Here is a 21,738-nt window from a genome sequence, read left to right as displayed (position 1 = left end):
TCAGCGGTCGCGGTTGAAGCGGGTGGTGACCCACAGCAGCAGGAGCAGCACGAGCAGGGCGCCGCCGCCGGTGATGTACGGGTTGAGGCTTGCGTGGTTGCCACCGTGCTCGGCGCCCTCGGCGAGAGTGACCAGGTTGGCGGCGGCAGCGCTGGTGAGGCTCATCTTCTGCAGGACCTATCGATCGGAGTCGGAGCGGAGGGACTTCGCGCACATCGTATGCGGGCCGTTCGGGCACGCTCACGCCGACTCGGTCGTTGTGCTGTCCACAGCTCGGCAACTGTGGTTGTCCACAGCCCCCGCCGCGTCGCAACCTCAGCACCTAGTCTGGGGGTCCTGAAGGGGGACGAGCACGGCACGCAACAAGACCAGGGGGCACCATGACCGAAAGCCAGGGGAACGCGCCGAGCAGGCGGCGCGAGCGGTTCCCGGAGATCTCCTCACGGGCCTACGAACATCCCGCGGACCGCTCGGCGCTGGTGGCGCTGCGCAAGCTCTCCGGGTTCGACACCGTGTTCAAGGCGCTCAGCGGCCTGCTGCCCGAGCGCAGTCTGCGACTGCTCTTCCTCTCCGACTCGGTGCGGGTGGGCGACGCCCAGTTCGCACATCTGCACAGCATGCTCAGGGACGCCTGCTACATCCTGGACCTGGAGAAGGTCCCCGCGATGTACGTGACGCAGGACCCGCGTCCCAATGCGATGTGCATCGGCCTGGACGAGCCGATCATCGTCGTCACCACCGGACTGGTGGAGCTGCTCGACGAGGAGGAGATGCGCGCGGTCGTCGGCCACGAGGTGGGCCATGCCCTCTCCGGTCATTCGGTGTATCGCACGGTCCTGCTCTTCCTCACCAGCCTGGCCCTGAAGGTCGCCTGGATCCCCCTGGGCAACATGGCGATCATGGCGATCGTCACGGCGCTGCGGGAGTGGTTCCGCAAGTCGGAGCTCTCGGCGGACCGCGCGGGCCTGCTGGTCGGCCAGGACCTTCAGGCGTCGATGCGCGGCCTGATGAAGATCGCCGGTGGCAACCACCTGCACGAGATGAACGTGGACGCGTTCCTGGCGCAGGCCGAGGAGTACGAGGCCGGGGGTGACCTCCGCGACTCGGTGCTGAAGATCCTCAATGTGCTGCCGCGCTCGCACCCGTTCACCACCGTCCGGGCGGCCGAGCTGAAGAAGTGGGCGGAGAGCCGCGACTACCAGCGGATCATGGACGGCCACTACCCGCGCCGCACGGAGGACAAGGACACCTCGGTGAGCGACTCGTTCCGCGAGTCGGCGTCGCACTACGCGGAGTCGGTGCGGACGAGCAAGGACCCGCTCATGAAGCTGGTCGGCGATCTGGCCGGCGGCGCGGGCGACCTGGGCAGCAAGCTGCGCGACAAGTTCGCGGGCGGCGGCAGTGGGACGGGCGGCAACGGGTCGCCGGGCGCCTGACCCGCACCGGTCCGACGGCGATGCCCCGGGGCGTCACGGGGACGGCGGCGTCATGGGGACGGCGGTGTCACGGGGACGGCTGAGCCTCGGGGGAAAGGGCCCCGCACAGGGCGGCGACCGCGGGGCCCGGTGCGTACGGGTCGGTGACCGCCGGACCGTCCGTGCCGGACCGCCGGCTGGCGAGCAGGGGTTGCAGCGTGCCCGTCGCGTCGGACGCGCAGTCCTGCGGCCCGGCCTGGACCGCGCTGGCCTGCACCTCCAGCCGGTGGTGGCGCAGGTCGTCGCGGTCGACGCGGAAGCGCATCTCGCGCCGCACGGTGAACAGCGACGCCTCGTCGCTCACCGGCCCCGCCGTGGAGGCGGACCGCAGCGCGTAGACGAAGGTGTGGTCGGACGTGACCTCCAGCGCGTCGGCCCCCGCCTCCGTGACGAGCAGCGTGCCCTCCACCCGCACAGTGGGATCCGCCAGCGCCACCTTCGACGGGTCGAAGCGCACCAGCCAGCCCGCAGCGACGTGCCGGCCGTCGGCCGTCGGCGCGGCCATGCTCCGGTCGAACTGGGCCAGTTGGTCGGGGTGGAGCAGCGCGCGCACCGGGCGCACCACGCCTCCGGTGAGCACGTCGGGGTCGAGCGACGACTCCACCAGGTAGTCCTTGGCCGTGGCCAGCGCGATCAGCACCTGGCCTTCGGTGAAATGGGCGGTGCGGCGGACCGCGGGCAGGGTGATTCCGGCGGCCCCGCTGCGGTACTGGGCGGCGGGGCTGTGCGCGAAGAGCTCGGTGGGCGTGCCGCCGGGCACCGGGCCCTGCGGCGCGAGGGGGACGAGCGTGATGCGGAGCTGTTCCGCCGGCCTGGCCGCGGGGGGCTGGTGCGGCTGGCGGATACCGAGGTAGACGGCGGTGCCGAATGCCACGGCGACGACGAGGACGAGCAGCAGGATCTGTTTCGACGGGCTGCGCCCGCCGCCGGGGACGCTGCGCACCGCGGGGGCGTGCTCGCCCATGCGCTCCTCGGCGGAGAACTCCTGGACCCGGGCAGCCCGCACGAACGATTCGTCGAACACGACGGATCGGTACTCGTCCTCACCGCCTGGGAGCCCCTCGGGTGTCCCCTCCGGCGGGTCTCCGCGCCGAGCCATACTTTCAGGGTAGGTCTGACGCGGGCACGATAAACGCGCTGGTACACGACAAGTTCTGACGAGTTCTCACGCGCTCGGCCACATGGCCGCACGCCGCTGTCCAGCGGTTGCGGAGGAAGGGTTCGGGAGGTGCGGGGGCGTCGCCAGGGGCATGCGGGGCCCGGGGTTCAGACGCTGCGGCGACGGGAGTTCGGGCGGCGCGGGGCCGGGGCAGGCACAGTCCGGCATCCAGGCGCTACGAGGCCGTCGTCCCGGGAGTCGTGGCGGCGGGCCGGCGTTCGAACGGAAACGGTGCGGGCCGGTGCCTACGGCGTCCGTGGCTCCGCGGGGACCCGTGGCGCCGGGCGGTCGGCGGCGGCCGTGGGGCCGCCTCCGCGGCCGCTGACCGTCGCGCCCGTCGGCGGGGCGTCCACCCCCGTCCGGGCGGGCTGCGGCACCTGGTCCTCACGGTTGCCGGAGGCTCCCCGGTAGACGGCGGTGAAGGCGAGGGCGATCATGCCGATGCCCATCACCAGAGCCAGGACCCAGGCCACCGGCCGGTGCCAGCGCGCCGTGCCGCGGTAGGGCCGCAGAGCGCCGCCGTGGGGGCCGTACGGGCTCCCGGCGTCGAGATCGTCCTCGTCCCCGTACTCGCGCCCGGGGGCGTAGCCGTCGGGGCCGTGGAGCTCGTCGTAGCGGTCGTCGTCGGTGGGCACGCCGCGCGGGCCGGAGCGGGCGGCTTCGGCCTCCGCGCGCGCCTCGGCTGCGGCGAGCAGACGCTCGACCGCGCTCGGTTCATGGATCTCGGCGGCCCGGACGAAGTCCTCGTCGAACACCACGGAGGCGAAGTCCTGGTCCGCGCCCCCGCGGTCGACAGAGTCCTCAGGGTCCCCGCCGTCCTGGAACGGCTTGCCCCCCACGTCGTCCGGCACGATCTCAGAGTAGACCGGGCCGGGAGGTTTGGGCAGGGAGAGGGCGAACTCTCCCCGCCCGGGTGACGCCCCGGAGGACGTCGCTGACGGTCACCGGATGTGACCGTCGCCCGTCACGATGTACTTCGTGGAGGTCAGCTCGGGCAGGCCCATCGGCCCGCGCGCGTGCAGCTTCTGCGTGGAGATGCCGATCTCCGCGCCGAAACCGAACTGACCACCGTCGGTGAAACGGGTGGACGCGTTCACGGCGACCGTCGTCGAATCGACCAGCTGGGTGAACTTGCGGGCCGCGGCCTGCGAGGTGGTGACGATCGCCTCGGTGTGGCCGGAGGACCAGAGCCGGATGTGGGCGACGGCCGCCTCCAGCGACTCCACGACGGCCGCGGCGATGTCGTAGGAGAGGTACTCGGTCTCCCAGTCCTCGGCGGTCGCCGGCACGATCGTGGCCTTGGTGGCGTCCGCGTACTCCACGACGCGCTCGTCGCCGTGCACCGTCACGCCCGCCTCGGCGAGCGCGTCGAGGGCGCGGGGCAGGAAGGCGGCGGCGACGTCCTTGTGGACGAGGAGGGTCTCGGCGGCGTTGCAGACGCTGGGGCGCTGCGCCTTGGAGTTGATCAGGATCTCGACCGCCATGTCGATGTCGGTCTCGGCGTCGACGTAGACGTGGCAGTTGCCCGTGCCGGTCTCGATGACGGGGACCGTGGACTCCTCGACGACCGTGCGGATCAGGGAGGCGCCGCCGCGCGGGATGAGGACGTCGACCATGCCCCGGGCGCGCATCAGCTCCCGTACGGAGTCGCGGCTCTCGCCGGGCACCAGCTGCACCGCGTCGGCCGGCAGTCCGGAGCCGCCGACCGCGTCGCGGATGACCCTCACCAGGGCGGTGTTGGAGGAGTACGCGGAGGAGGAGCCACGTAGCAGCACCGCGTTGCCGGACTTCAGGCAGAGCGCGGCGGCGTCCACGGTCACATTGGGCCGGGCCTCGTAGATGATGCCGACGACGCCGAGCGGGACGCGCACCTGGCGCAGGTCGATGCCGTTGGGCAGGGTCGAGCCGCGCACCACCTCGCCCACCGGGTCGGGCAGCGCCGCCACGTCCCGCACGTCCGCGGCGATGGCGCGGACCCGCTCGGGGTTGAGCGTGAGCCGGTCGATGATCGCCTCGCTGGTGCCCGCCTCGCGTGCCCGCGCGATGTCCTCGGCATTGGCCTCGACGATCTCACTGGTGCGGACCTCCAGCGCGTCGGCGATCGCCAGCAGCGCGTCGTCCTTGGCCGACCGCGGCAGCGGCGCGAGGTCGGCGGCGGCGGCCCGGGCCCGGTAGGCGACCTGGGCGACCGGGGACATGTTGTCGTACGGCGAGACCGAAGAGAGCGACGTCATACCCGCAGGGTAGTGCGCCCGCCTGGCAGTCCGGAACGTATCCCGCACTGCGAGACAGATGCCTCAGAAGGGGTGGACGCCCACCGGGGAGGCGGGCGGCGGGCCGTAGCCCTCGGCGATCCGCTGGTGGTACGTCTGGCGGTCGATGACCTCCAGGCCGACGATCTCCCACGGCGGCAGTTGGGCGGTCGAGCGGTGCTCGCCCCACAGCCGCAGGGCCACGGCCGCCGCGTCGTGCAGGTCGCGGGCCTCTTCCCAGTAGCGGATCTCCGCATGATCATTGGCGTAGCGGCTGGTCAGCAGGAAGGGGTGGTCGTGCGCGAGCTGCTCCAGGCCGCGGCGGACCTCCTTCAGCGGGGCCTCCGGCCCGGAGACGCTGAGGGTGATGTGCCACAGCTTGGACAGCGTCTGCTCGTCCGGCCGGCCCGGCGCCTCGGCGACGCCCCGCACCCGGGATGGGAAAGCCGTACCGGCCGCCGGATGCGCCGGAGCTCCGGCTCCGGTTCCCGCGGGACCGTCGGCCGCGCCGAGCCCGTCACCGAATGCGTCGTCGAACCCGTCGTCGAGATCCGCGGCCCCGCCGACACTGGTCAGGTTTCGCTCCTCGCCCACTGACCGGCGGGCAGGAGAGGTGGTCCTCCCCTTGCCTCGGGGCATGTCCCCAGGGCGCGGTCGATTCACCGGCGGCCTCCTGTTGCTGCGTCGTTGCCGTTCCCCGCCAACCCCCGCAACAAAGTGGACCAGCCCGCGGCGGTGTGTGGGGCCGTTTTGGTAAAGGTCTCTGCCAGATGCCGGGACTTTCCGCCCTTTCAGGGCCCGGTCAGGGCTCCAGAACGACGAGATCGTCCCTGTGTACGACTTCCCGTTCGTACGCCGGGCCCAGCTCCCGCGCCAGCTCGCGTGTGGAGCGGCCGAGCAGCTGCGGGATCTCCTTGGCATCGAAGTTGACGAGACCGCGGGCGACGGCGCGGCCGCCGGTGTCGCGCAGTTCGACGGGGTCACCGGCGCTGAACTCGCCGTCCACCGCGGCGATCCCCGCCGGCAGCAGCGACTTGCGGCCCTTGACCACGGCTCGCACCGCGCCCTCGTCGAGGGTGAGCGAGCCCTGCGGGGTGGAGGCGTGCGCGAGCCACAGCAGGCGGTCGGCCGAGCGGCGTCCGGTGGCGTGGAAGAAGGTGCCGGTGGCGCGCCCCGCGAGGGCGTCGGCCGCGCGGGTCGCGGAGGTGAGGACGACGGGCACTCCGGCGGCGGCCGCGATCCGGGCGGCCTCGACCTTGGTGACCATGCCGCCGGTGCCGACCCCCGCCTTGCCGGCACTGCCGATCTGCACGTGGGCGATGTCCTCGGGACCACGCACCTCGTCGATGCGCGAGGCGCCCGGCCGCGCGGGGTCGCCGTCGTAGAGACCGTCGACGTCGGAGAGCAGGACCAGCAGGTCGGCACGGACGAGGTGGGCGACGATGGCGGCGAGCCGGTCGTTGTCGCCGAAGCGGATCTCGTCGGTGGCGACCGTGTCGTTCTCGTTGACGACCGGGACGGCGCCTATGTCGAGCAGCTGGTCGAGGGTGCGATAGGCGTTGCGGTAGTGGGCGCGGCGGCTCGTGTCGTCGCTGGTCAGGAGCACCTGGCCGACGCGGACGCCGTACCGGGCGAAGGAGGCGGTGTAGCGGGCGACGAGCAGTCCCTGGCCGACGCTGGCGGCGGCCTGCTGGCGGGCCAGGTCCTTGGGGCGCCGGGTCAGGCCGAGCGGGGCGAGTCCCGCTGCGATGGCTCCGGAGGAGACGAGGACTATCTCCTTCTCGCCGCCGCTGCGGCTCTTGGCGAGGACGTCGACGAGGGCGTCCACCCGGTCGGCGTCGAGGCCGCCCGCGGCGGTCGTCAACGACGACGAACCGACCTTGACGACGATCCTGCTGGCCTGGGTCACCTGTTGTCTTGCCACTGTCACACGCCGAATCTATGCCAGGGCGCCTGCCGGGTGCGCGCGCATTCCGTCCGCTGGACAGCCGCGCCCGGCCGGCTCGCACCGACCGGTTCCGGCCGTCCGGGCCGGACGCCCCGTCCCGCGCGCCACGCCGTGGCACGCCGTAACCGCTTTCCCATAACACGAGCTGAGCGGGTCGCTGATACAGAATCCGGACAACCGCTAGGGTGCTGGTGGGCGGTGGCGCGCGCCCGCATCGCCCTGCCTCCGGCCCCCACCTTCGACTCGGGTTCCCACAAGAGACGGGGCACATAGTGTCGGTCAAAGTGAGTGTCGTCATCCCGGTGTACAACCCCGGAAAGTACATCGATCCGTGCATCGAATCGCTGCTCGGGCAGACCCTGCCCGCCGAGGAGTTCGAGGTCCTGTTCGTCGACGACGGGTCGACCGACGACACCCCCGCGCGGCTGGACGAGCTGGCGGCCGAGCACCCCCACTTCCGGGTGATCCACATCCCGAACTCCGGCTGGCCCGGCAAGCCGCGCAACATCGGCGTCGCGGAGGCGAAGGGCGAGTACGTCCAGTTCCTCGACCAGGACGACCACCTCGGCACCGACGCCCTACGCCGGCTGTACGACATGGGCCGCCGCAACGGCTCGGACATCGTCATCGGCAAGGTCGCCAGCAACTTCCGGGGCGTCCCGCACGGCGTGTTCCGCAACAACCGCGACAAGTGCACCCTGCGCAACGCCCCGCTGTACGACAGCCTCACGCCGCACAAGATGTTCCGAACGCAGTTCCTGCGCGAGCACGGCATCGCCTACCCGGAGGGCAAGCGCCGCCTCGAGGACCAGCTGTACATGATGAAGGCGTACATCCCCGCCAAGGTCGTCTCGATCCTCGGCACCTACACCTGCTACTACTACTCGAAGCGCGACGACGGCAAGAACGCCGGGTCGGCGAAGCTCGTGCCGGCCGGCTACTACGGCAATCTCCGTGAGGTCCTCGACGTGGTCGTGGCGGGCACCGAGCCGGGGCCGCTGCGGGACCGGGTGCTGCGCCGCTTCTACCGGGTCGAGATGCTCAGCAGGCTCAGCGAGCCCGCCGTCCTGAAGTACGACGAGACGTACCTGCGCGAGATGACCGAGGCGGTGCGCCCCCTCGCGCTCGACTTCATGACCGACTCCGTGCACGACGGCCTCGGCCCGCTGCTGCGGCTGCGCTCGACCCTGCTGCGCAACGACGACGCGGAGGGGCTCGTACGGCTGGCCCGGTTCGCGTCCACCGTCAAGGGCACGGTGCGGCTGGAGGACCTCGCCTGGCAGGACGACGGCCGCATCGCGATCGGCTTCGCCGCGCGTCTGGTGCACGGCGACGACCGCGAGCCGCTGACGCTGCTGCGCCGTGACGGCCGGCTGTATCTGCACCCGGACCTCACCGGCCGCTTCCTGCCCGCCGACGAGCTCGTCGACGTCACCGACGACCTGGGCGGCTTCACCGCCGAGCTCTCGCTGCGCGACCGCGAGACGGCCGTCGAGTGGCTGTGCCCCGCCACGTTCACGGCACAGGTCGAGGACCGCGAGGACGGGAGCTGCGAGGTTGTGCTGCGCGGCACGGGCCGGCTGGCGTCCGAGGGCGGCAAGAAGGGCCGGGGCAGCCTCCCGCGCGGCTTCTGGGACGCCTGGGTGACCGTGCGCGGCCTGGGGCTGGTCCGCAGGGCGCGCCTGGGCGCCGACCGCGACCCGAAGGTCGACGGCCGCTGTCTGCCGGCGCTGCTGTCGTCCCAGCCCCGCTCGGTGATCCCGTACTTCACCGACCCGCACAGCAACCTCACGCTCGACGTGGCCCGGCGCGGCAAGAAGGTGGCCCCCTACCTCGCGGGCCGCACGGTGCTGCGCATGCCGGGGGCCGGGATCCAGCTGCGGCTGGACCTGTTCACGACGGACGGCACCGGCCCGGGAACGGGCGTGGGCACGGGTGCGCCGGAGCTCGTGCTCACCAAGCCCACGGAGTCCGAGGAGGCGCCCGAGCCCGTGCACACCTTCTCCGGGGCGCTGCGGCCCGAGCTGGGGCGGGCCCACCTGGATGTCCCCCGGCGTGTCCCCGGTGCGCCGGAGGGGGACTGGCAGCTCTGGGTACGGCTGGACGGGGCGAAGGGACCGCTGCTGCCGTTGTGCGGGGTGGGCGTGGACGGCGCCGGACGGCTCCGGCCCGACGACGGCCTCCCCGTGGCCGACCCCGTGCTGCTGCGGAAGCTGGCCGCCCACCGCAGACGGTCGGCGCTGCGTCGGGCGGCCCGGGCCGTGGCCGGTCCGGTGGTGCGCCGGCTGCCGTCGGCGGGCCGTAAGAAGGCGCGCCGGCTGGCGGCCCGGGTGCTGGGCTGACGGACGGCCCGGCGGGCACACGGCTTCAGGGAACGATCACGACAGCGAGGAGTGGAACAGATGCGTCAGCTCTCGATCGGCGGAGCCTGGGTGCACGAGCCGAAGGTCTTCCCCGACAGCCGCGGGAGCTTCCACGAGTGGTTCAGGGCACCGGACCTCGCCGAGGCGGCAGGGCACCGGCTCCGCCTGGAGCAGGCCAACTGCTCGGTCTCGGCCCGGGGCACGCTGCGCGGCGTCCATTTCGCCGATGTGCCGCCGAGCCAGGCCAAGTACGTGAAGTGCGTGCGCGGCGCGGTCCTCGACGTGATCGTGGACATCCGGGTCGGCTCGCCGACGTACCGCCGCTGGGAGGCCGTGCGCCTCGACGACGCCGACCACCACGCCGTCTACCTCGCCGAGGGCCTCGGCCACGCCTTCATGGCCCTCACCGACGACACGACCGTGATCTATCTGTGCTCGGAGGGCTACGCCCCTGAGCGCGAGCACGGCATCCACCCGCTCGACCCGGACCTCGGCATCGAGTGGCCCGAAGGTGTCACTCCGCTGCTGTCCGAGAAGGACGCCGCCGCGCCGACGCTGGCCGAGGCGGAGCGGCAGGGACTGCTGCCGTCGTACGAGGAGTGCGAGGCGTACTACCTGAAGCTGAGGGCCGCGGACGCGCCCGTCGGCTGAGCACACGCGCGGAGAGGCCCCCGGGTCAGGCTCGAATTCGCCCAGGACCCGGGGGCCTTTCCGCGCCACCTGGGGCAGGGTCAGCCGGTGATCTTCTCGATGCTGCGGCGTACCGGTGCGAACGAGGCGCGCGACCTGCGCAGCGTGCGGGCCCGGATCAGCCCCGGCCAGAAGTCGGCGCCGAGCAGCGCCTCGGGCTGCACGGCGTTCTTCCGTACCAGCACCTCCTCCGGGACGTCCTGGGGGTCGGGGACGACGTACTCCTCGATGATCTTGTCGTACGCGTTCTTGAGGACGGTGCTCTCCGGGTCGGCGCCGAAGACGGCGACGACACCGGTGGGCGCGGTGTCCACCTCGACGATGACCAGGTCCGGGCGGTACTTCCGCAGCACCTGGACGACCTTGTAGACGTCGCCCGCCCAGAACTTGGTGTGCCGGTCGCGGGCGGCCTCGTCCACGCTCCTCGGGAGCATGTCGTCGAGAACGATCACACTGGACCAGCGCGAATGCCGTTCGACGTTCATGAAATCGCGCAGCGCGTACTCGAACAGGTGCATTCCGTCGATGAACGACAGCTCGAGCCGGGGTTCGCCGCCGAGGACGTTCATCGGGTCCTTGCGGGCGAGCGCGCGAAACGGATTGCGACCGGTGCGCAGATGGACCAAGGGGTCCTTGCGGGCGAAGAAATCGTCACTCGTGGCTCTGACCAGGTGCACATCACAACTGATGCTCGTCACAACTCGGAATGCCGGGTCGACCGCTACCGAGGGAACCCGGGAAAGCGCCAGGCTGCGCCCGTCGTTGACCCCGATTTCGAGATAGTTGCGAGGTTTGTAGATGCGGTGCAGCTGGCGCAGGAAGCCATGGCGGTCCACTGATGGAGCCCTTCGCTGGGAATCAAATGGATTGATTCCCAGCGAAGTTAGCGTGTACGCGGCCTGGACGTAAACGTCTACCGGCCGGTAGCACCCATTCCGCGCTCTGCGGCGACGACATCCGGGAACGCTTCTGCGAGCGCTTCCCGCCAGTCGCGAATCGGTTCGACACCGCTGCGCCACAGCCCCTGATGTCCCAGCACGCTGTACGCGGGACGGGGCGCCGGCCGCACGAATGCGGCGCTGGTCGTCGGGCGTACGCGCTCCGGGTCGGCGCCCAGCAGCCGGAAGATCTCGCGGGTGAATCCGTACCAGCTCGTCTCCCCCGCGCTGGTGCCGTGGTGGATCCCGGCGGGCACGGTGCCGGCCAGTGCGCCGCGTCCGAGCCGCACCAGCAGGTCCGCGAGGTCGGCGCTCCAGGTGGGCTGGCCGCGCTGGTCGTCGACGACGTCCACGGTGTCCCGGGCGGCCTCCAGCCGGATCATGGTGCGCACGAAGTTCGGACCGCCCGCGCCGTAGAGCCAGGCCGTGCGCACGACGTGGCCGGTCTCCGGGAGCAGGTCCAGCACGGCGCGCTCCCCGGCCAGCTTGGTGCGCCCGTAGGCGCTGCGCGGGCCGGTGGGGGCGTCCTCGGCGTACGGCTCGCGGGCGTCACCGGCGAAGACGTAGTCGGTGGAGACGTGCAGCAGGACGGCGCCGCTCTCCTTGCACGCCTCGGCGAGCACCCGGGGGCCGGTGCCGTTGACGGCGAGCGCGGCCTCCTCGTGCTCCTCGGCGCCGTCGACGTCCGTCCAGGCGGCGCAGTTGACCACCACGTCCGGCCGGTGCGCCTCCAGGGCGGCGCGCACCCCGTCGGGGCCGGTGATGTCCAGGTCGCGGCGGGCAAGCCCCGCGGCGGCGACGCCGGCCGCAGCCAGCCGGCCGAGGACGTCGCGGCCCAGCATGCCGCCGGCGCCGGTGACGAGCCAGGTGCTCACAGGGCCGCACGCTCCTTCAGCGGCTCCCACCAGGCGCGGTTGTCGCGGTACCACCGCACGGTCTCGGCGAGGCCGGTGGCGAAGTCCTTGCGCGGCTCGTAGCCGAGTTCCTCGCGGATCTTGGTGCAGTCGACCGAGTAGCGGCGGTCGTGGCCCTTGCGGTCGGTGACGTACTCGACGCTGGTGTCCCAGTCGGCGCCGCATGCGTCGAGCAGCAGGCGGGTGAGCTCCTTGTTGGACAGCTCGGTGCCGCCGCCGATGTTGTAGACCTCGCCGGGGCGGCCCTTCGTGCGGACCAGTTCGATGCCCTGGACGTGGTCGTCGATGTGGAGCCAGTCGCGGACGTTGCCGCCGTCGCCGTAGAGCGGGACCTTCCGGCCGTCCAGCAGGTTCGTGATGAACAGCGGGATGACCTTCTCGGGGAAGTGGTGGTGCCCGTAGTTGTTGGAGCAGCGGGTCACCCGCACGTCCAGGCCATGGGTGCGGTGGTACGACAGGGCGATCAGGTCGCTGGACGCCTTGGCCGACGAGTAGGGCGAGTTGGGCTGCAGCGGGTGCGTCTCGGGCCAGGAGCCCTCGTCGATGGAACCGTAGACCTCGTCGGTGGAGATGTGCACGAACGTCCCGACACCGGCCCGGTGCGCGGCGTCCACGAGCGTGTGCGTGCCGACGACGTTCGTACGGACGAACTCGGCGCCGCCGTCGATGGAGCGGTCCACGTGCGACTCGGCGGCGAAGTGCACGACCTGGTCGTGCTCGGCCATCAGCTTGGCGACGAGTCCGGCGTCGCAGATGTCGCCGTGCACGAAGTCGAAGCCGGGGCGGCCCTGCACCTCGTCGAGGTTCGCGGGGTTGCCCGCGTAGGTGAGCCTGTCGAGGACGGTGACGGCGACGCCGCCGGGCCCGCCGGGGCCGAGCAGCGTGCGCACGTAGTGGGAACCGATGAATCCGGCGCCGCCGGTCACCAGGATCTTTGTGGTCATGAGGAGATCTGCACCTTGCTGTGGTCGCCGAGCACGAGTCGGTGGGAGGAGGGGGTACGGGGCGCGGGGGTGACCTCGACGTCCCGGCCGATCAGTGACGCCTCCACGCGCCGCACACCGGTGATGGAGGCGCCGCGCAGGACGATGGAGTACTCGATCTCGCTGTCCTCGATCCGGCACCCTTCGGCGACGGACGTGAACGGGCCGACGTACGAGCCGCTGATCACCGTGCCGCCGCCGATCACCGCGGGGCCGACGATGCGGCTGTCGGTGATCCGGGCGCCCTCCTCGACGCGGACCCGGCCGATGATCTCGCTGTCGCCGTCGACCACGCCCTCCACCAGGGGCTCCACGGTCTCCAGCACCGAGCGGTTGACCTCCAGCATGTCGGTGACGTTGCCGGTGTCCTTCCAGTAGCCGGCGATCGTCGTCGACCGCACGTCCCGCTGCTGGTCGATCAGCCACTGGATGGCGTGCGTGATCTCCAACTCGCCGCGCCAGGACGGCTCGATGGCGCGCACGGCCTCGTGCACGACGGGGGTGAAGAGGTAGACGCCGACGAGCGCGAGATCGCTCTTGGGCTGCTGCGGCTTCTCCTCCAGGCCCACGACCCGGCCCTGCCCGTCGAGTTCGGCGACGCCGAAGGAGGTCGGGTCCTGGACCCTGGTGAGCAGGATCTGCGCGTCCGGGCGCTCGGCGCGGAATTCGTCGACGAGTCCGCTGATGCCGCCGACGATGAAGTTGTCACCGAGATACATGACAAAATCGTCTTCTCCCAGAAACTCCCGGGAAATGACCACCGCGTGCGCGAGCCCGAGCGGCCGCTCCTGCGGAATGTAGGTGACCTTGACGCCGAACCGGGATCCGTCGCCGACCGCTTCCTCGATCTCCGGCGCCGTTTCCCCGACGATGACACCGACCTCGGTGATCCCGGCTTCCGCAATCGCCTCCAGGCCGTAGAAGAGCACCGGCTTGTTGGCGACCGGCACCAATTGCTTGGCGGATGTGTGCGTAATGGGCCGGAGTCGTGTCCCGGCTCCTCCGGCGAGTACGAGTGCCTTCACTATCCCTGCCCTAAGAAGTCGGAAGAGCGTTCCCCAGGGGATGCCGCTCCGGCACTTCGATGTTACCTATGTCTCACCCTTTGCTTTCCCGCCTCGCAAAACGCGTGCCCGGCGGGCGCGCGCCGCGCTCCTGCGAATCCTGCCGAGCACCCTGCGCGGGAGGCTCCGGACCTTCGGCGGAAGGACGCGCCGGCTGCCCGACCAGTCGGGCACGGTCACCTCGTAGACGGACCGGGGCAGGCCGCTGCGGCGGTCGCCGAAGTGCGGGTACGCGAGGTAGGTCCGGCCCGCGCGGCCTCGGACGACCTCCGGCGCCTTCTTGGCGGCGGTGAACTCCAGTACGTCCTTCAGCAGATCGAGCCGCCCCCGGGCCACGCACTCCAGCACCAGCCGCTCCCCCACCTTGATGTGCCGGGCGACGCCCCTGGTCCAGTACGGATCCGTCATCGCCGCCGCCAGCCGCAGCCGGTCGTGCCGCTCGGACTCCGGCGCGCGCAGCAGGGCCGGCCCGAACTGCTGCAGCAGCCCGACGGTGAAGGGCCGGACCATCAGCAGGTCCCGCCCGTGACCGGGCGGTTCGAGCCGGGCGATCAGCCGGGCCAGGGCGGTCAGCGCCTCGAAGCGGGGCTGGTAACCGCCGCGCCTCGTCGCGTGTTTGCCGTCCTCGCGCCCGACCAGGTAGTAGCAGTCGTAATCGGCGACGACCGACACCCCGTTGCCGCTGAGATACGCCTCCATGGTGAACAGCGAGTCCTCCCCGGTCAGGAGGGTCTCGTCGAACCGGAGGCCCAGCCGGCACAGCAGTTCGCGGCGGAACAGCTTCTGCGCGCTGAGCGCGTAGATGACGCGGGAGGTGTAGACGTCCGCGTGCTCCAGCGTCTTCACGAACATCGACCGCGGCACGCCCCGTCCGCATCCCGCCATCCGTCCGAGCACGACGTCCGTCCCCGCCCGGTCGGCCATGGCGACCATCCGCTCCAGGGCCTCGTCCCCGAAGAAGTCGTCGGCGTCGAGGAAGAAGACGTAGCGGCCACGGGCGTGGGAGAGACCGATGTTCCTCGGGCCGCTCGGGCCACCGGAGTTGGGCTGCCTGATCAGCGTGGTGCGGACCTTGGACCGGGCGGCGAACTCCTCCAGGTACTCCCCCGTGCCGTCGGTCGACCCGTCGTCGACCGCGACGAGCTCGATGCGATCGGCACCCAGCGTCTGGGACTCCACCGACTCCAGGCAGCGGACGAGGTAGGGCATGGCTTCGTAGGCGCCGACGACAACCGTGACGTCGGGCACGAGATTGTCATTCACGCACCCAAGACAACCGGAAACACCTATTGGTTGCCCTTCATGACCCACCGGGCAAAAAGGTGCACCTCGCCCGCACCGGCGCCGGGACGGGAACGGGAACGGGAACGGGAACGGGAACGGGAACGGGAACGGGAACGGGAACGGCCCGGTGGCGCCCCCTTCCGGGGATGCCACCGGGCCGCTCGCGCGGGCGGGTCAGCCGACCGGCGTGTCGTCCAGGCCGGGCGACTGCTCCGCCTCCGACAGACGCTGCAGCACACCGGCGTTGCGGGCCTCGGCCTTGGCCGCCAGGGCCTGCACCGCCGCGTCGAACTGCTCGATGGAGGTCGGCTCGTCCGGGCCGAGCAGGTACTCCTTGAGCTCCTGCCGCGCCGCGGCACGCGGGTCGGCGTCCCGGTCGGCGACGGCGGTGAGCAGCTCGTCGAGCTCGACCGCGCTGTTGGAGAGGATCACCGCGGCGCGCACCGCGGTGTTCTGCCGCTTGAACTCGGCCTCGCCCAGCCCGGCGGAGTCCGTGACCGCGTACGGCTTGCCGCTCGCGATGAAGTCCGAGACCACACTGGAGATGTCCGAGACCATGCCGTCCGACTGGTTGAAGCAGTCGTACAGACGCGGCTGCGGACCGGTGATGACCTTGTGCTCCCACCAGCCGAAGGAGCGCCAGTACGCGGCGTTCCACTCCTCGGCCAGCTTCGCGGTCTCGGCCTCGCGCGCCGGGTCCGCCACGGAGTCGCGCGACTCCTCGGCCTCGTCCCGGCCGACACGGGTCTGGCCCGACAGCTCGGTGAGCCGTCCCTCGATGCGCTGGAGCTCGGCACGGGCGGCGGCCTGTTCCTCGGCGTGCGCCGCGGCCTCCTCGACCCACCTCGGCTCGCTCGCCCGCGCCGCGGCGGCCTGCTCGACCATGGCGGTGATCCGCAGGTGCACGGCCCTGGCCTTGGGGTCGCGGGTGCCGGTGAACGGGTGCGGCTTGTAGATCAGGCGGACCGGCTTCTCGGAGTTCAGCAGCCGCTTGACGATGTTCTCGCCGGCCAGCAGCAGGGAGGTGTTGCCGGGGTTGTCGTCCCAGCCCTCCCAGGTGGGGGCGTAGAGCACCGTGGGGATCGGGCCCCGCGGCTTGCCCGTCCAGTGCTCGATGGGGGCGAGCTGCGGACGGCCGACCTCGACGATGTCCTCGCTGAGGACACCGACGTCGGCCAGCGCGTAACGGTCGCGGCCCGCGCGACCCGCGGTCCACACCTCGTCGTACGCCTTGCTGAACGGGTTGACGCTGGCGAGCTTGTCGCTGTCGCCGTGACCGATGAAGACGTGCTTCATGGTCGGCACGCGGAGCATGTGGATGTTCTTGCCGACATTGGCCGCGTACAGCGCGACGCGCACGGACGACAGGTCCAGGTTCATCAGGTGCACACCGCCCGGCACGCAGAGCACCGGGACCGAGGTGTTGCCGAGCTGCGGCACGATATTGCGCTCGCGCAGGAAGATCAGCGGCCGGCCGCCGAGCTGCGCCATCGTCTCCAGCCACATGTTGACCTGGTACGCCGAGTCCTTGGAGCCGGAGAAGTACAGCATTACGGTCGGCTTGTACTCGCGCAGCCAGGCGTCGATGCCCTCGAGCACCTTCTCCGGCGAGGCCGGCAGCCGGGCGGCACGGAGACTGGGCAGCAGCACAGCGAGATAACCGACGGCGAGCAGCACCGTCAGACCCAGACCCGCGTATGCGAACGCATTGGCGCCGGTCTCGATGGCGACGATCACGCCGACGAAGGAGAAGACGTCGAGATGCAGCATCTTCTCGGCGGAACGGTTGATCAGGCCGCGCCTCGGGGCGTCGGGAATGCGCACGTGCGAGAGGTCGATGTTGCGGGTGACCACCGGCAGCTTCCGGCGCAGCCGGATCAGCGTGACCATCGCGCCGTGCGGCGCCTGGAGACCGTAGAAGCCGAGAAGGCAGGCGACCGTCACGTAGAAGACGGCTTCCTCCGCGTACCCCATGCGGGCCAGCAGCAGCACGAGCAGCAGCTGGCGCACGAGGAAGCGGATCGACAGGCCCGCACGGACCTTGGCCAGCCGGTTGACCAGATAGCTGGACCGCTGGTGCAGGTACTGGTCGGCGAGGTAGGTCACGGCGACGGCAGCCGTGAAGAACCAGAGACTGGGGATTATCGCCGCGAGCATGACGCACGGGAATCCGAGCATCAGGAGAATCGCGGCGGCCAGCTCCGATCCGCTGCCCACGCGAGCCATGCGAATGGCTTTCGAAATCACGAAGAACCTGCTCCAGGGGGTGCCGACTGTTTTCCTTGCGAAACCGCTCTGCGGAGGAGGTGTGAAGGACCGGCTCCACAGACTCGGGCCCCCGCAGTGCGCTGTACGGCGACTACAGAGGCCCGAATGTTCGAATGTCCAGAAGTATTACACATCTTCCTGACGGTCCAGGACGGACGCCAGGGCCTGCTCGAACCCGGATGCCTCGGAGGCGCCGCGGGTCGGATCCTGCTGCCGTACGTCGATGACATGACCGGTCAGCGCGGACAGCAGCACGTCGAGCGAGGTACGGGCCACGGCCTCGGACGACAGCAGGGAACCGGCCGGCTCGGTGCCGAACGCCTTGGTGCGCATCGGGGTGGCGGTGCGCTCCGGGTTCACGCAGTTGACGCGGATACCGTCGGCGGCCCACTCGTCGGCCAGGGCCTGGGTGAGATTCACCATGGCGGCCTTGGTGGAGGAGTAGAGGCTGTACTCGGCACGGCCGCGGGTGTAGCTGCTGGAGGTGTACAGCAGCAGCTGGCCCTTGGTCTCCGCGAGGTACTTGTGCGAGGCGCGCGCGATCTGCACCGGGGCCAGGTAGTTGACGTTCAGCGCTTCCTGGATGGTCGTGTTGTCCGTCTCGGCCAGCTTGCCGATGCGCAGCACGCCCGCGGTGTTGATGACGTAGTCGACGCGACCGGTCTCGGCGTAGGCCGTGGACAGCGCGTCGTCGACGTGCTCCGGGTTCTCGACGTGGGTGCCGGTGGTCGAGCGGCCGAGCGCGTAGACCTTGGCGCCGTAGGACTCCGCCAGCTTGGCGATGTCCGCGCCGATGCCGTAGGAACCGCCGAAGACGACCAGGGTCTTGCCCGCCAGCAGCTCGCGGTAGGCGGCCTCGTCGGCCTGTGCCGGAGCGGCGGTGGAGGCCAGCTGGAACAGCTTGTCGGCGATGAAGACGTCGACCGGCTGCGTGACCTTCATGTTGTACTCGTCGCCCGCGACGACGTAGATCGGCACGTCCGGCAGGTACTTCAGCACGACCGAACAGTCGTCGGTGGCCTGGAAGTTGGGGTCGCCGGCCGCGATCTCGTACGCCCTGCGGATCGTCGACAGCTTGAAGGCCTGCGGGGTCTGGCCGCGGCGCAGCCGGGAGCGGTCCGGGACGTCGGTGATGAACTCGCCGTCCTCGCCGTGCGTGCGGGTCACGATGATCGTGTCCGCGGACGGGATGGCGACGTCGACGGCCTGGTAGCGGTCCAGGGCGTCGACACAGTCCTTGATGACGCGCTCGGAGAGCAGGGGGCGGACGGCGTCGTGGAACAGGACGTTGCGGTCCTCCCCCTCGGCCAGGCCCTCGCCGAGCGCCGCGATGGCGCGCTCGGTGGTCTCGTTGCGCGTCGAGCCGCCCTCGATGACCTTGGTGACCTTGGTCAGTCCGGCCTTTGCGACGATCTTCTCGACGTCCGGCACATAGCCCGGCGCCATCAGGACGATGATGTCGTCGATCGACTCCGCCTGCTCGAAGATCGCCAGCGTGTGCTCGATGACGGCCTTGCCTGCGATCTTCAGCAGCTGCTTGGGAATCGACAGACCCACGCGCTGGCCGGTACCACCGGCGAGCACGACAGCTGTGGTTCGGGGTTTGGCTATGTGCTGCACAGACACAGACGACCTACCTTGCGAGGGCTGGGGAACAAAACTGATGGTTGCACTCTCCGTTACCGTCCCGCAAGGCGGGTGACGCCGCGCCCACGGGAGGGGGAAACCTGCTGTTCACCGGGTGATCAGGGGTGTTGGCCGAGAACCGCTCATCCGGACGAGTGACTGACGCCACACATGTGAGTGGCATGAACCACTCCTGAGCGGGACAAGGCGCTCCGCTACAGATCCACCACATTGAGTGCGACGTCGTTGGAGAGCGTGTAGTAGACGCGCACACGGACCTTCTTGCGCGGCCGGCCGAGCACCCGCTTGGCCACGGCGCGGGCCATGCTCCCCTGGCGCCTCTTGGCCATCACCGTGTGGGGGTAGACGTAGATGCGCTGCTTCATGACCACGTCGTCCAGCACCCGGCCGATCCTGACCGGCCTGGCGTCGGGCGCGTAGCGGATGAAGGCGTCCCACACGTCGTGGGCGGTGGTCTGCGAGGCGGCGGGCACCGTGGAGGAGAAGGAGAAACGGAAGCCGTCCTCGCCGACGCGCTCGCCGGGGAACAGGATCTCGTCCGTGGGCCTGCCGCGGCGGCGCAGCACCAGCGCCGGATCGCCGGCCACCCTCGCCGTGCCGAGCATGCTGCCCTCCAGGGTGACCCGGGAGCCGTGGACCTGGACGTCCGCGGCCTCGGCGTGGACCGGCCGGTGCCAGGCGCGCAGCATCAGCGCTCCGCCCTTGGCCTTGTCCTCGTACGGGACGAGGTTGCGCACCGGGCCGCCCGGGCTCAACCGCTCGGCCGCGTGCAGGGCGCCGCGCTGGTCGACCACGCGAGCCGTGACCCGGCCCCGGGCGCCGGCACCGGCCAGCTCCACGAACACGTTCCACACGCCCTCCGGGAAGACCTCGTCGGCCGGGACGGTCGCGCAGCCGCGCTCGTCGAAGTCGAAGGTCCGCACCTCGGTACGGGCTCCGGTCCGGGTGCACACCAGCCGGGCTCCGTTCTCGATGCCCTCCGGCAGCGGCGGGACCAGGCTCACGTCCACCGAGCCGTCGACGGCGACCGAGCAGTCCGCGACCGGGGTTATCCCGGGGATGTGCGCGCGCTGCGCCGCCTCGGCGGCGAGTTCGTCGAAGAGTGCCTCGTACTGCTTGGTGACCACACCGGGGTCGAAGCGGCGCGCGTTGCGCACGGCGGCGGCGGCCATGCGGCGGCGCAGGTCCTCGTCGTCGATCAGCCGCAGGAGCGCCCGGGCGACGGCGTGCGCGTCGCCCACGGGGACGAGCAGGCCGTCGACACCGTCCTCGATGATCTCGCGCGGACCGTAGTCGCAGTCGGTGCTCACCATCGGCACGCCGCAGCGCATCGCCTCCACGAGGGTCATGCCGAACGACTCGTGACGGGACGTCGACGCGGCGATGGCCCCCTTGGCCCACTCCGGCTCGATGGGCGAGTGAGGACCCATCAGGTGGATCTCGTTGTACAGGCCGAGCTCGTCGATGCGTGCGCGCAGCCTGTCGCGCTGGTCGCCGGAGCCGTAGATGCGCAGAGACCAGTCGGGCCGCTGCCTGACGACCTCGGCGAAGGCGTCGACGAGGACGTGGTACTGCTTCTCGGCGGCGAGCCGCCCGGCCGCGACGACGGTCCTTCCGGTGCCGTCGGAGGGCGGGACGGACGGCTCGGGGACGCTGTTGGGGATCGACAGGACGCGGGTCGTGGGCAGCGGCATCTTCTCGCGCCACACCTTGGCGTCGCCCTCGGAGACGGTGACGAACGCATCGACGGTGTCGAGGTGTTCGTACATCTCCTCGCGCAGCGCGGCCTTGTGGTGGTTGTGCGTCATGTGCTCCTGGCCGATGCGGACGGCGGTGGCCGGAGCGAACTGGGCGACGTAGGCGACGAGGCCGGGACGGGTGCCGATGACGACGTCGGCGTGGGACGCGGCGTAGTGGGCGCGCACGCGCTCGTCGACGAGGCGATTGTACTCCTTGTAGCGGGCCTCGGCACGCGGGAAGGCGACGGCGGGCTCGGCGAACAGGGGCTCCTGCCGGTCGGCGCTGCCCTGACGGGTGTCGACGAGGGGCACGACGGTGATGCGCGGGTCCAGGGCGAACGCGGAGTCGTCGCGGTGCCGGAAGACCGAGACGATCTCGACCTCGTGGCGATTGGCCAGTTCCTCCGCCAGATTCAGCGTCGTGCGGATGGTTCCGCCGATCCCGTAAATCGTGTGGATGAGGAAGGAGATCTTCATGGTGCTCCGTTCACTTCTGCTCCGGCCTGCTCCGGGACGAACGGGTAGCCCCGTTGCGGCTGCCGGATGCAGACGACCCCTGACCTGACGGGGCAGCAGCCCGGACCACAGTTCACCGTATGCCCGATGTCGACCGATTGGCCATGATTGAACCTATTCCAGGTGAACGCCCCGCCATCAACCAGGTCAGACGGACAAGGCGGGTGAGAGGTTGTGCGTTTCCTTGAAACGGAGCGGCCGCGCGCAAGCTCGCCTGCCGACGGCGCCTCGGGCGCCCAGGGGCACACCGCCCCGTCGGCTGCGAGCCCGGCCGCGCGGGCTGCGCTGGGGGCCGTGACGACGGGTCGCGTCGCCGCGGGGGCGGGGATCCGGCGGTCCGCTTCTCGGGTTTTCGGGCGGGGCGGCTGCAGGCACGCGGCTGCACCGGCGGCTGGTGGCGGCCTCGACCGCCTCCCGCGCGGCAGCCGAGCACCCGCCCTCCCGGTGACCGCGCCGGATTCGGGCCCGGGCGCCATGCCGGGGCGCGCCGGGCCCCCG

17 protein-coding genes are annotated in these 21,738 nt (G+C 70.9%); 3 read left to right on the top strand and 14 right to left on the bottom strand.

Going from position 1 to position 21,738, the window contains the following annotated elements; genetic code table 11:
- Nucleotides 1-165, bottom strand: a complete 165-nt coding sequence (locus tag QFZ82_RS26455; RefSeq protein WP_177153505.1) for a hypothetical protein — start codon at nucleotides 163-165, stop codon at nucleotides 1-3.
- A gap of 215 nt (nucleotides 166-380) precedes the next feature.
- Between QFZ82_RS26455 and QFZ82_RS26450 the strand changes: the two genes are divergently transcribed.
- On the top strand, nucleotides 381-1,436 hold the full coding sequence (locus tag QFZ82_RS26450) for a M48 family metallopeptidase (protein ID WP_307715531.1): 1,056 nt from the start codon (nucleotides 381-383) through the stop codon (nucleotides 1,434-1,436).
- 67 nt (nucleotides 1,437-1,503) lie between these two features.
- Here the strand turns inward: QFZ82_RS26450 and QFZ82_RS26445 are convergent, their stop codons facing one another.
- The 5 genes from QFZ82_RS26445 to proB form a co-directional block, all read right to left on the bottom strand.
- Nucleotides 1,504-2,574 carry a hypothetical protein gene (locus QFZ82_RS26445; RefSeq protein ID WP_307715530.1) on the bottom strand — a complete coding sequence of 357 codons (1,071 nt, stop codon included), beginning with the start codon at nucleotides 2,572-2,574 and terminating at the stop codon, nucleotides 1,504-1,506.
- Between the two features lie 305 nt (nucleotides 2,575-2,879).
- Complete coding sequence (locus QFZ82_RS26440; RefSeq protein WP_307715529.1) at nucleotides 2,880-3,485, bottom strand: hypothetical protein; 606 nt, start codon at nucleotides 3,483-3,485, stop codon at nucleotides 2,880-2,882.
- 90 nt (nucleotides 3,486-3,575) lie between these two features.
- Nucleotides 3,576-4,868, bottom strand: a complete 1,293-nt coding sequence (locus QFZ82_RS26435) for a glutamate-5-semialdehyde dehydrogenase (RefSeq protein ID WP_307715528.1) — start codon at nucleotides 4,866-4,868, stop codon at nucleotides 3,576-3,578.
- Between the two features lie 63 nt (nucleotides 4,869-4,931).
- Nucleotides 4,932-5,480, bottom strand: a complete 549-nt coding sequence (locus QFZ82_RS26430) for a hypothetical protein (RefSeq protein WP_307715527.1) — start codon at nucleotides 5,478-5,480, stop codon at nucleotides 4,932-4,934.
- A 208-nt stretch (nucleotides 5,481-5,688) separates the two neighbouring features.
- Entirely contained in the window at nucleotides 5,689-6,816 is a 1,128-nt protein-coding gene (gene proB, locus QFZ82_RS26425) for a glutamate 5-kinase (protein ID WP_307715526.1), read from the bottom strand.
- Nucleotides 6,817-7,118: 302 nt separating this feature from the next.
- Here proB and QFZ82_RS26420 point away from each other — a divergent pair, with 302 nt between their 5' ends.
- Together QFZ82_RS26420 and rfbC are read left to right on the top strand one after the other, a co-directional pair.
- Entirely contained in the window at nucleotides 7,119-9,176 is a 2,058-nt protein-coding gene (locus tag QFZ82_RS26420; RefSeq protein ID WP_307715525.1) for a glycosyltransferase family 2 protein, read from the top strand.
- A gap of 60 nt (nucleotides 9,177-9,236) precedes the next feature.
- On the top strand, nucleotides 9,237-9,848 hold the full coding sequence (gene rfbC / locus QFZ82_RS26415) for a dTDP-4-dehydrorhamnose 3,5-epimerase (RefSeq protein WP_307715524.1): 612 nt from the start codon (nucleotides 9,237-9,239) through the stop codon (nucleotides 9,846-9,848).
- 80 nt (nucleotides 9,849-9,928) lie between these two features.
- Here the strand turns inward: rfbC and QFZ82_RS26410 are convergent, their stop codons facing one another.
- From QFZ82_RS26410 to QFZ82_RS26375, 8 genes are all read right to left on the bottom strand, one after another.
- Nucleotides 9,929-10,723, bottom strand: a complete 795-nt coding sequence (locus tag QFZ82_RS26410) for a class I SAM-dependent methyltransferase (RefSeq protein ID WP_307715523.1) — start codon at nucleotides 10,721-10,723, stop codon at nucleotides 9,929-9,931.
- A gap of 77 nt (nucleotides 10,724-10,800) precedes the next feature.
- On the bottom strand, nucleotides 10,801-11,667 hold the full coding sequence (gene rfbD / locus QFZ82_RS26405) for a dTDP-4-dehydrorhamnose reductase (RefSeq protein ID WP_373429443.1): 867 nt from the start codon (nucleotides 11,665-11,667) through the stop codon (nucleotides 10,801-10,803).
- A gap of 29 nt (nucleotides 11,668-11,696) precedes the next feature.
- On the bottom strand, nucleotides 11,697-12,683 hold the full coding sequence (gene rfbB, locus QFZ82_RS26400) for a dTDP-glucose 4,6-dehydratase (RefSeq protein WP_307715521.1): 987 nt from the start codon (nucleotides 12,681-12,683) through the stop codon (nucleotides 11,697-11,699).
- Nucleotides 12,680-13,747 (bottom strand): glucose-1-phosphate thymidylyltransferase, encoded by a 1,068-nt coding sequence (locus QFZ82_RS26395; RefSeq protein WP_307715520.1) that lies wholly within the window; start codon nucleotides 13,745-13,747, stop codon nucleotides 12,680-12,682. The genes rfbB and QFZ82_RS26395 overlap by 4 nt, the downstream gene beginning before the upstream one ends.
- 66 nt (nucleotides 13,748-13,813) lie before the next feature.
- Nucleotides 13,814-15,049 (bottom strand): glycosyltransferase family 2 protein, encoded by a 1,236-nt coding sequence (locus QFZ82_RS26390; RefSeq protein WP_307715519.1) that lies wholly within the window; start codon nucleotides 15,047-15,049, stop codon nucleotides 13,814-13,816.
- A gap of 195 nt (nucleotides 15,050-15,244) precedes the next feature.
- Nucleotides 15,245-17,296, bottom strand: coding sequence for a hypothetical protein (locus tag QFZ82_RS26385; RefSeq protein ID WP_307715518.1), 2,052 nt, complete (start codon nucleotides 17,294-17,296; stop codon nucleotides 15,245-15,247).
- 168 nt (nucleotides 17,297-17,464) lie between these two features.
- On the bottom strand, nucleotides 17,465-18,964 hold the full coding sequence (locus QFZ82_RS26380) for a bifunctional cytidylyltransferase/SDR family oxidoreductase (RefSeq protein ID WP_307715517.1): 1,500 nt from the start codon (nucleotides 18,962-18,964) through the stop codon (nucleotides 17,465-17,467).
- A gap of 215 nt (nucleotides 18,965-19,179) precedes the next feature.
- Nucleotides 19,180-21,201: a glycosyltransferase family 4 protein gene (locus QFZ82_RS26375; protein WP_307715516.1), complete on the bottom strand. Its 2,022-nt coding sequence runs from the start codon at nucleotides 21,199-21,201 to the stop codon at nucleotides 19,180-19,182.
- Nucleotides 21,202-21,738 lie beyond the last annotated feature (537 nt).

Source organism: Streptomyces sp. V4I23 (genome assembly GCF_030817975.1).
In the GTDB taxonomy this organism is placed as follows: Bacteria; Actinomycetota; Actinomycetes; order Streptomycetales; family Streptomycetaceae; genus Streptomyces.
The sequence above is the reverse complement of the archived record's forward strand: the minus strand, read 5'-3'. Positions and strand labels throughout refer to the sequence as shown.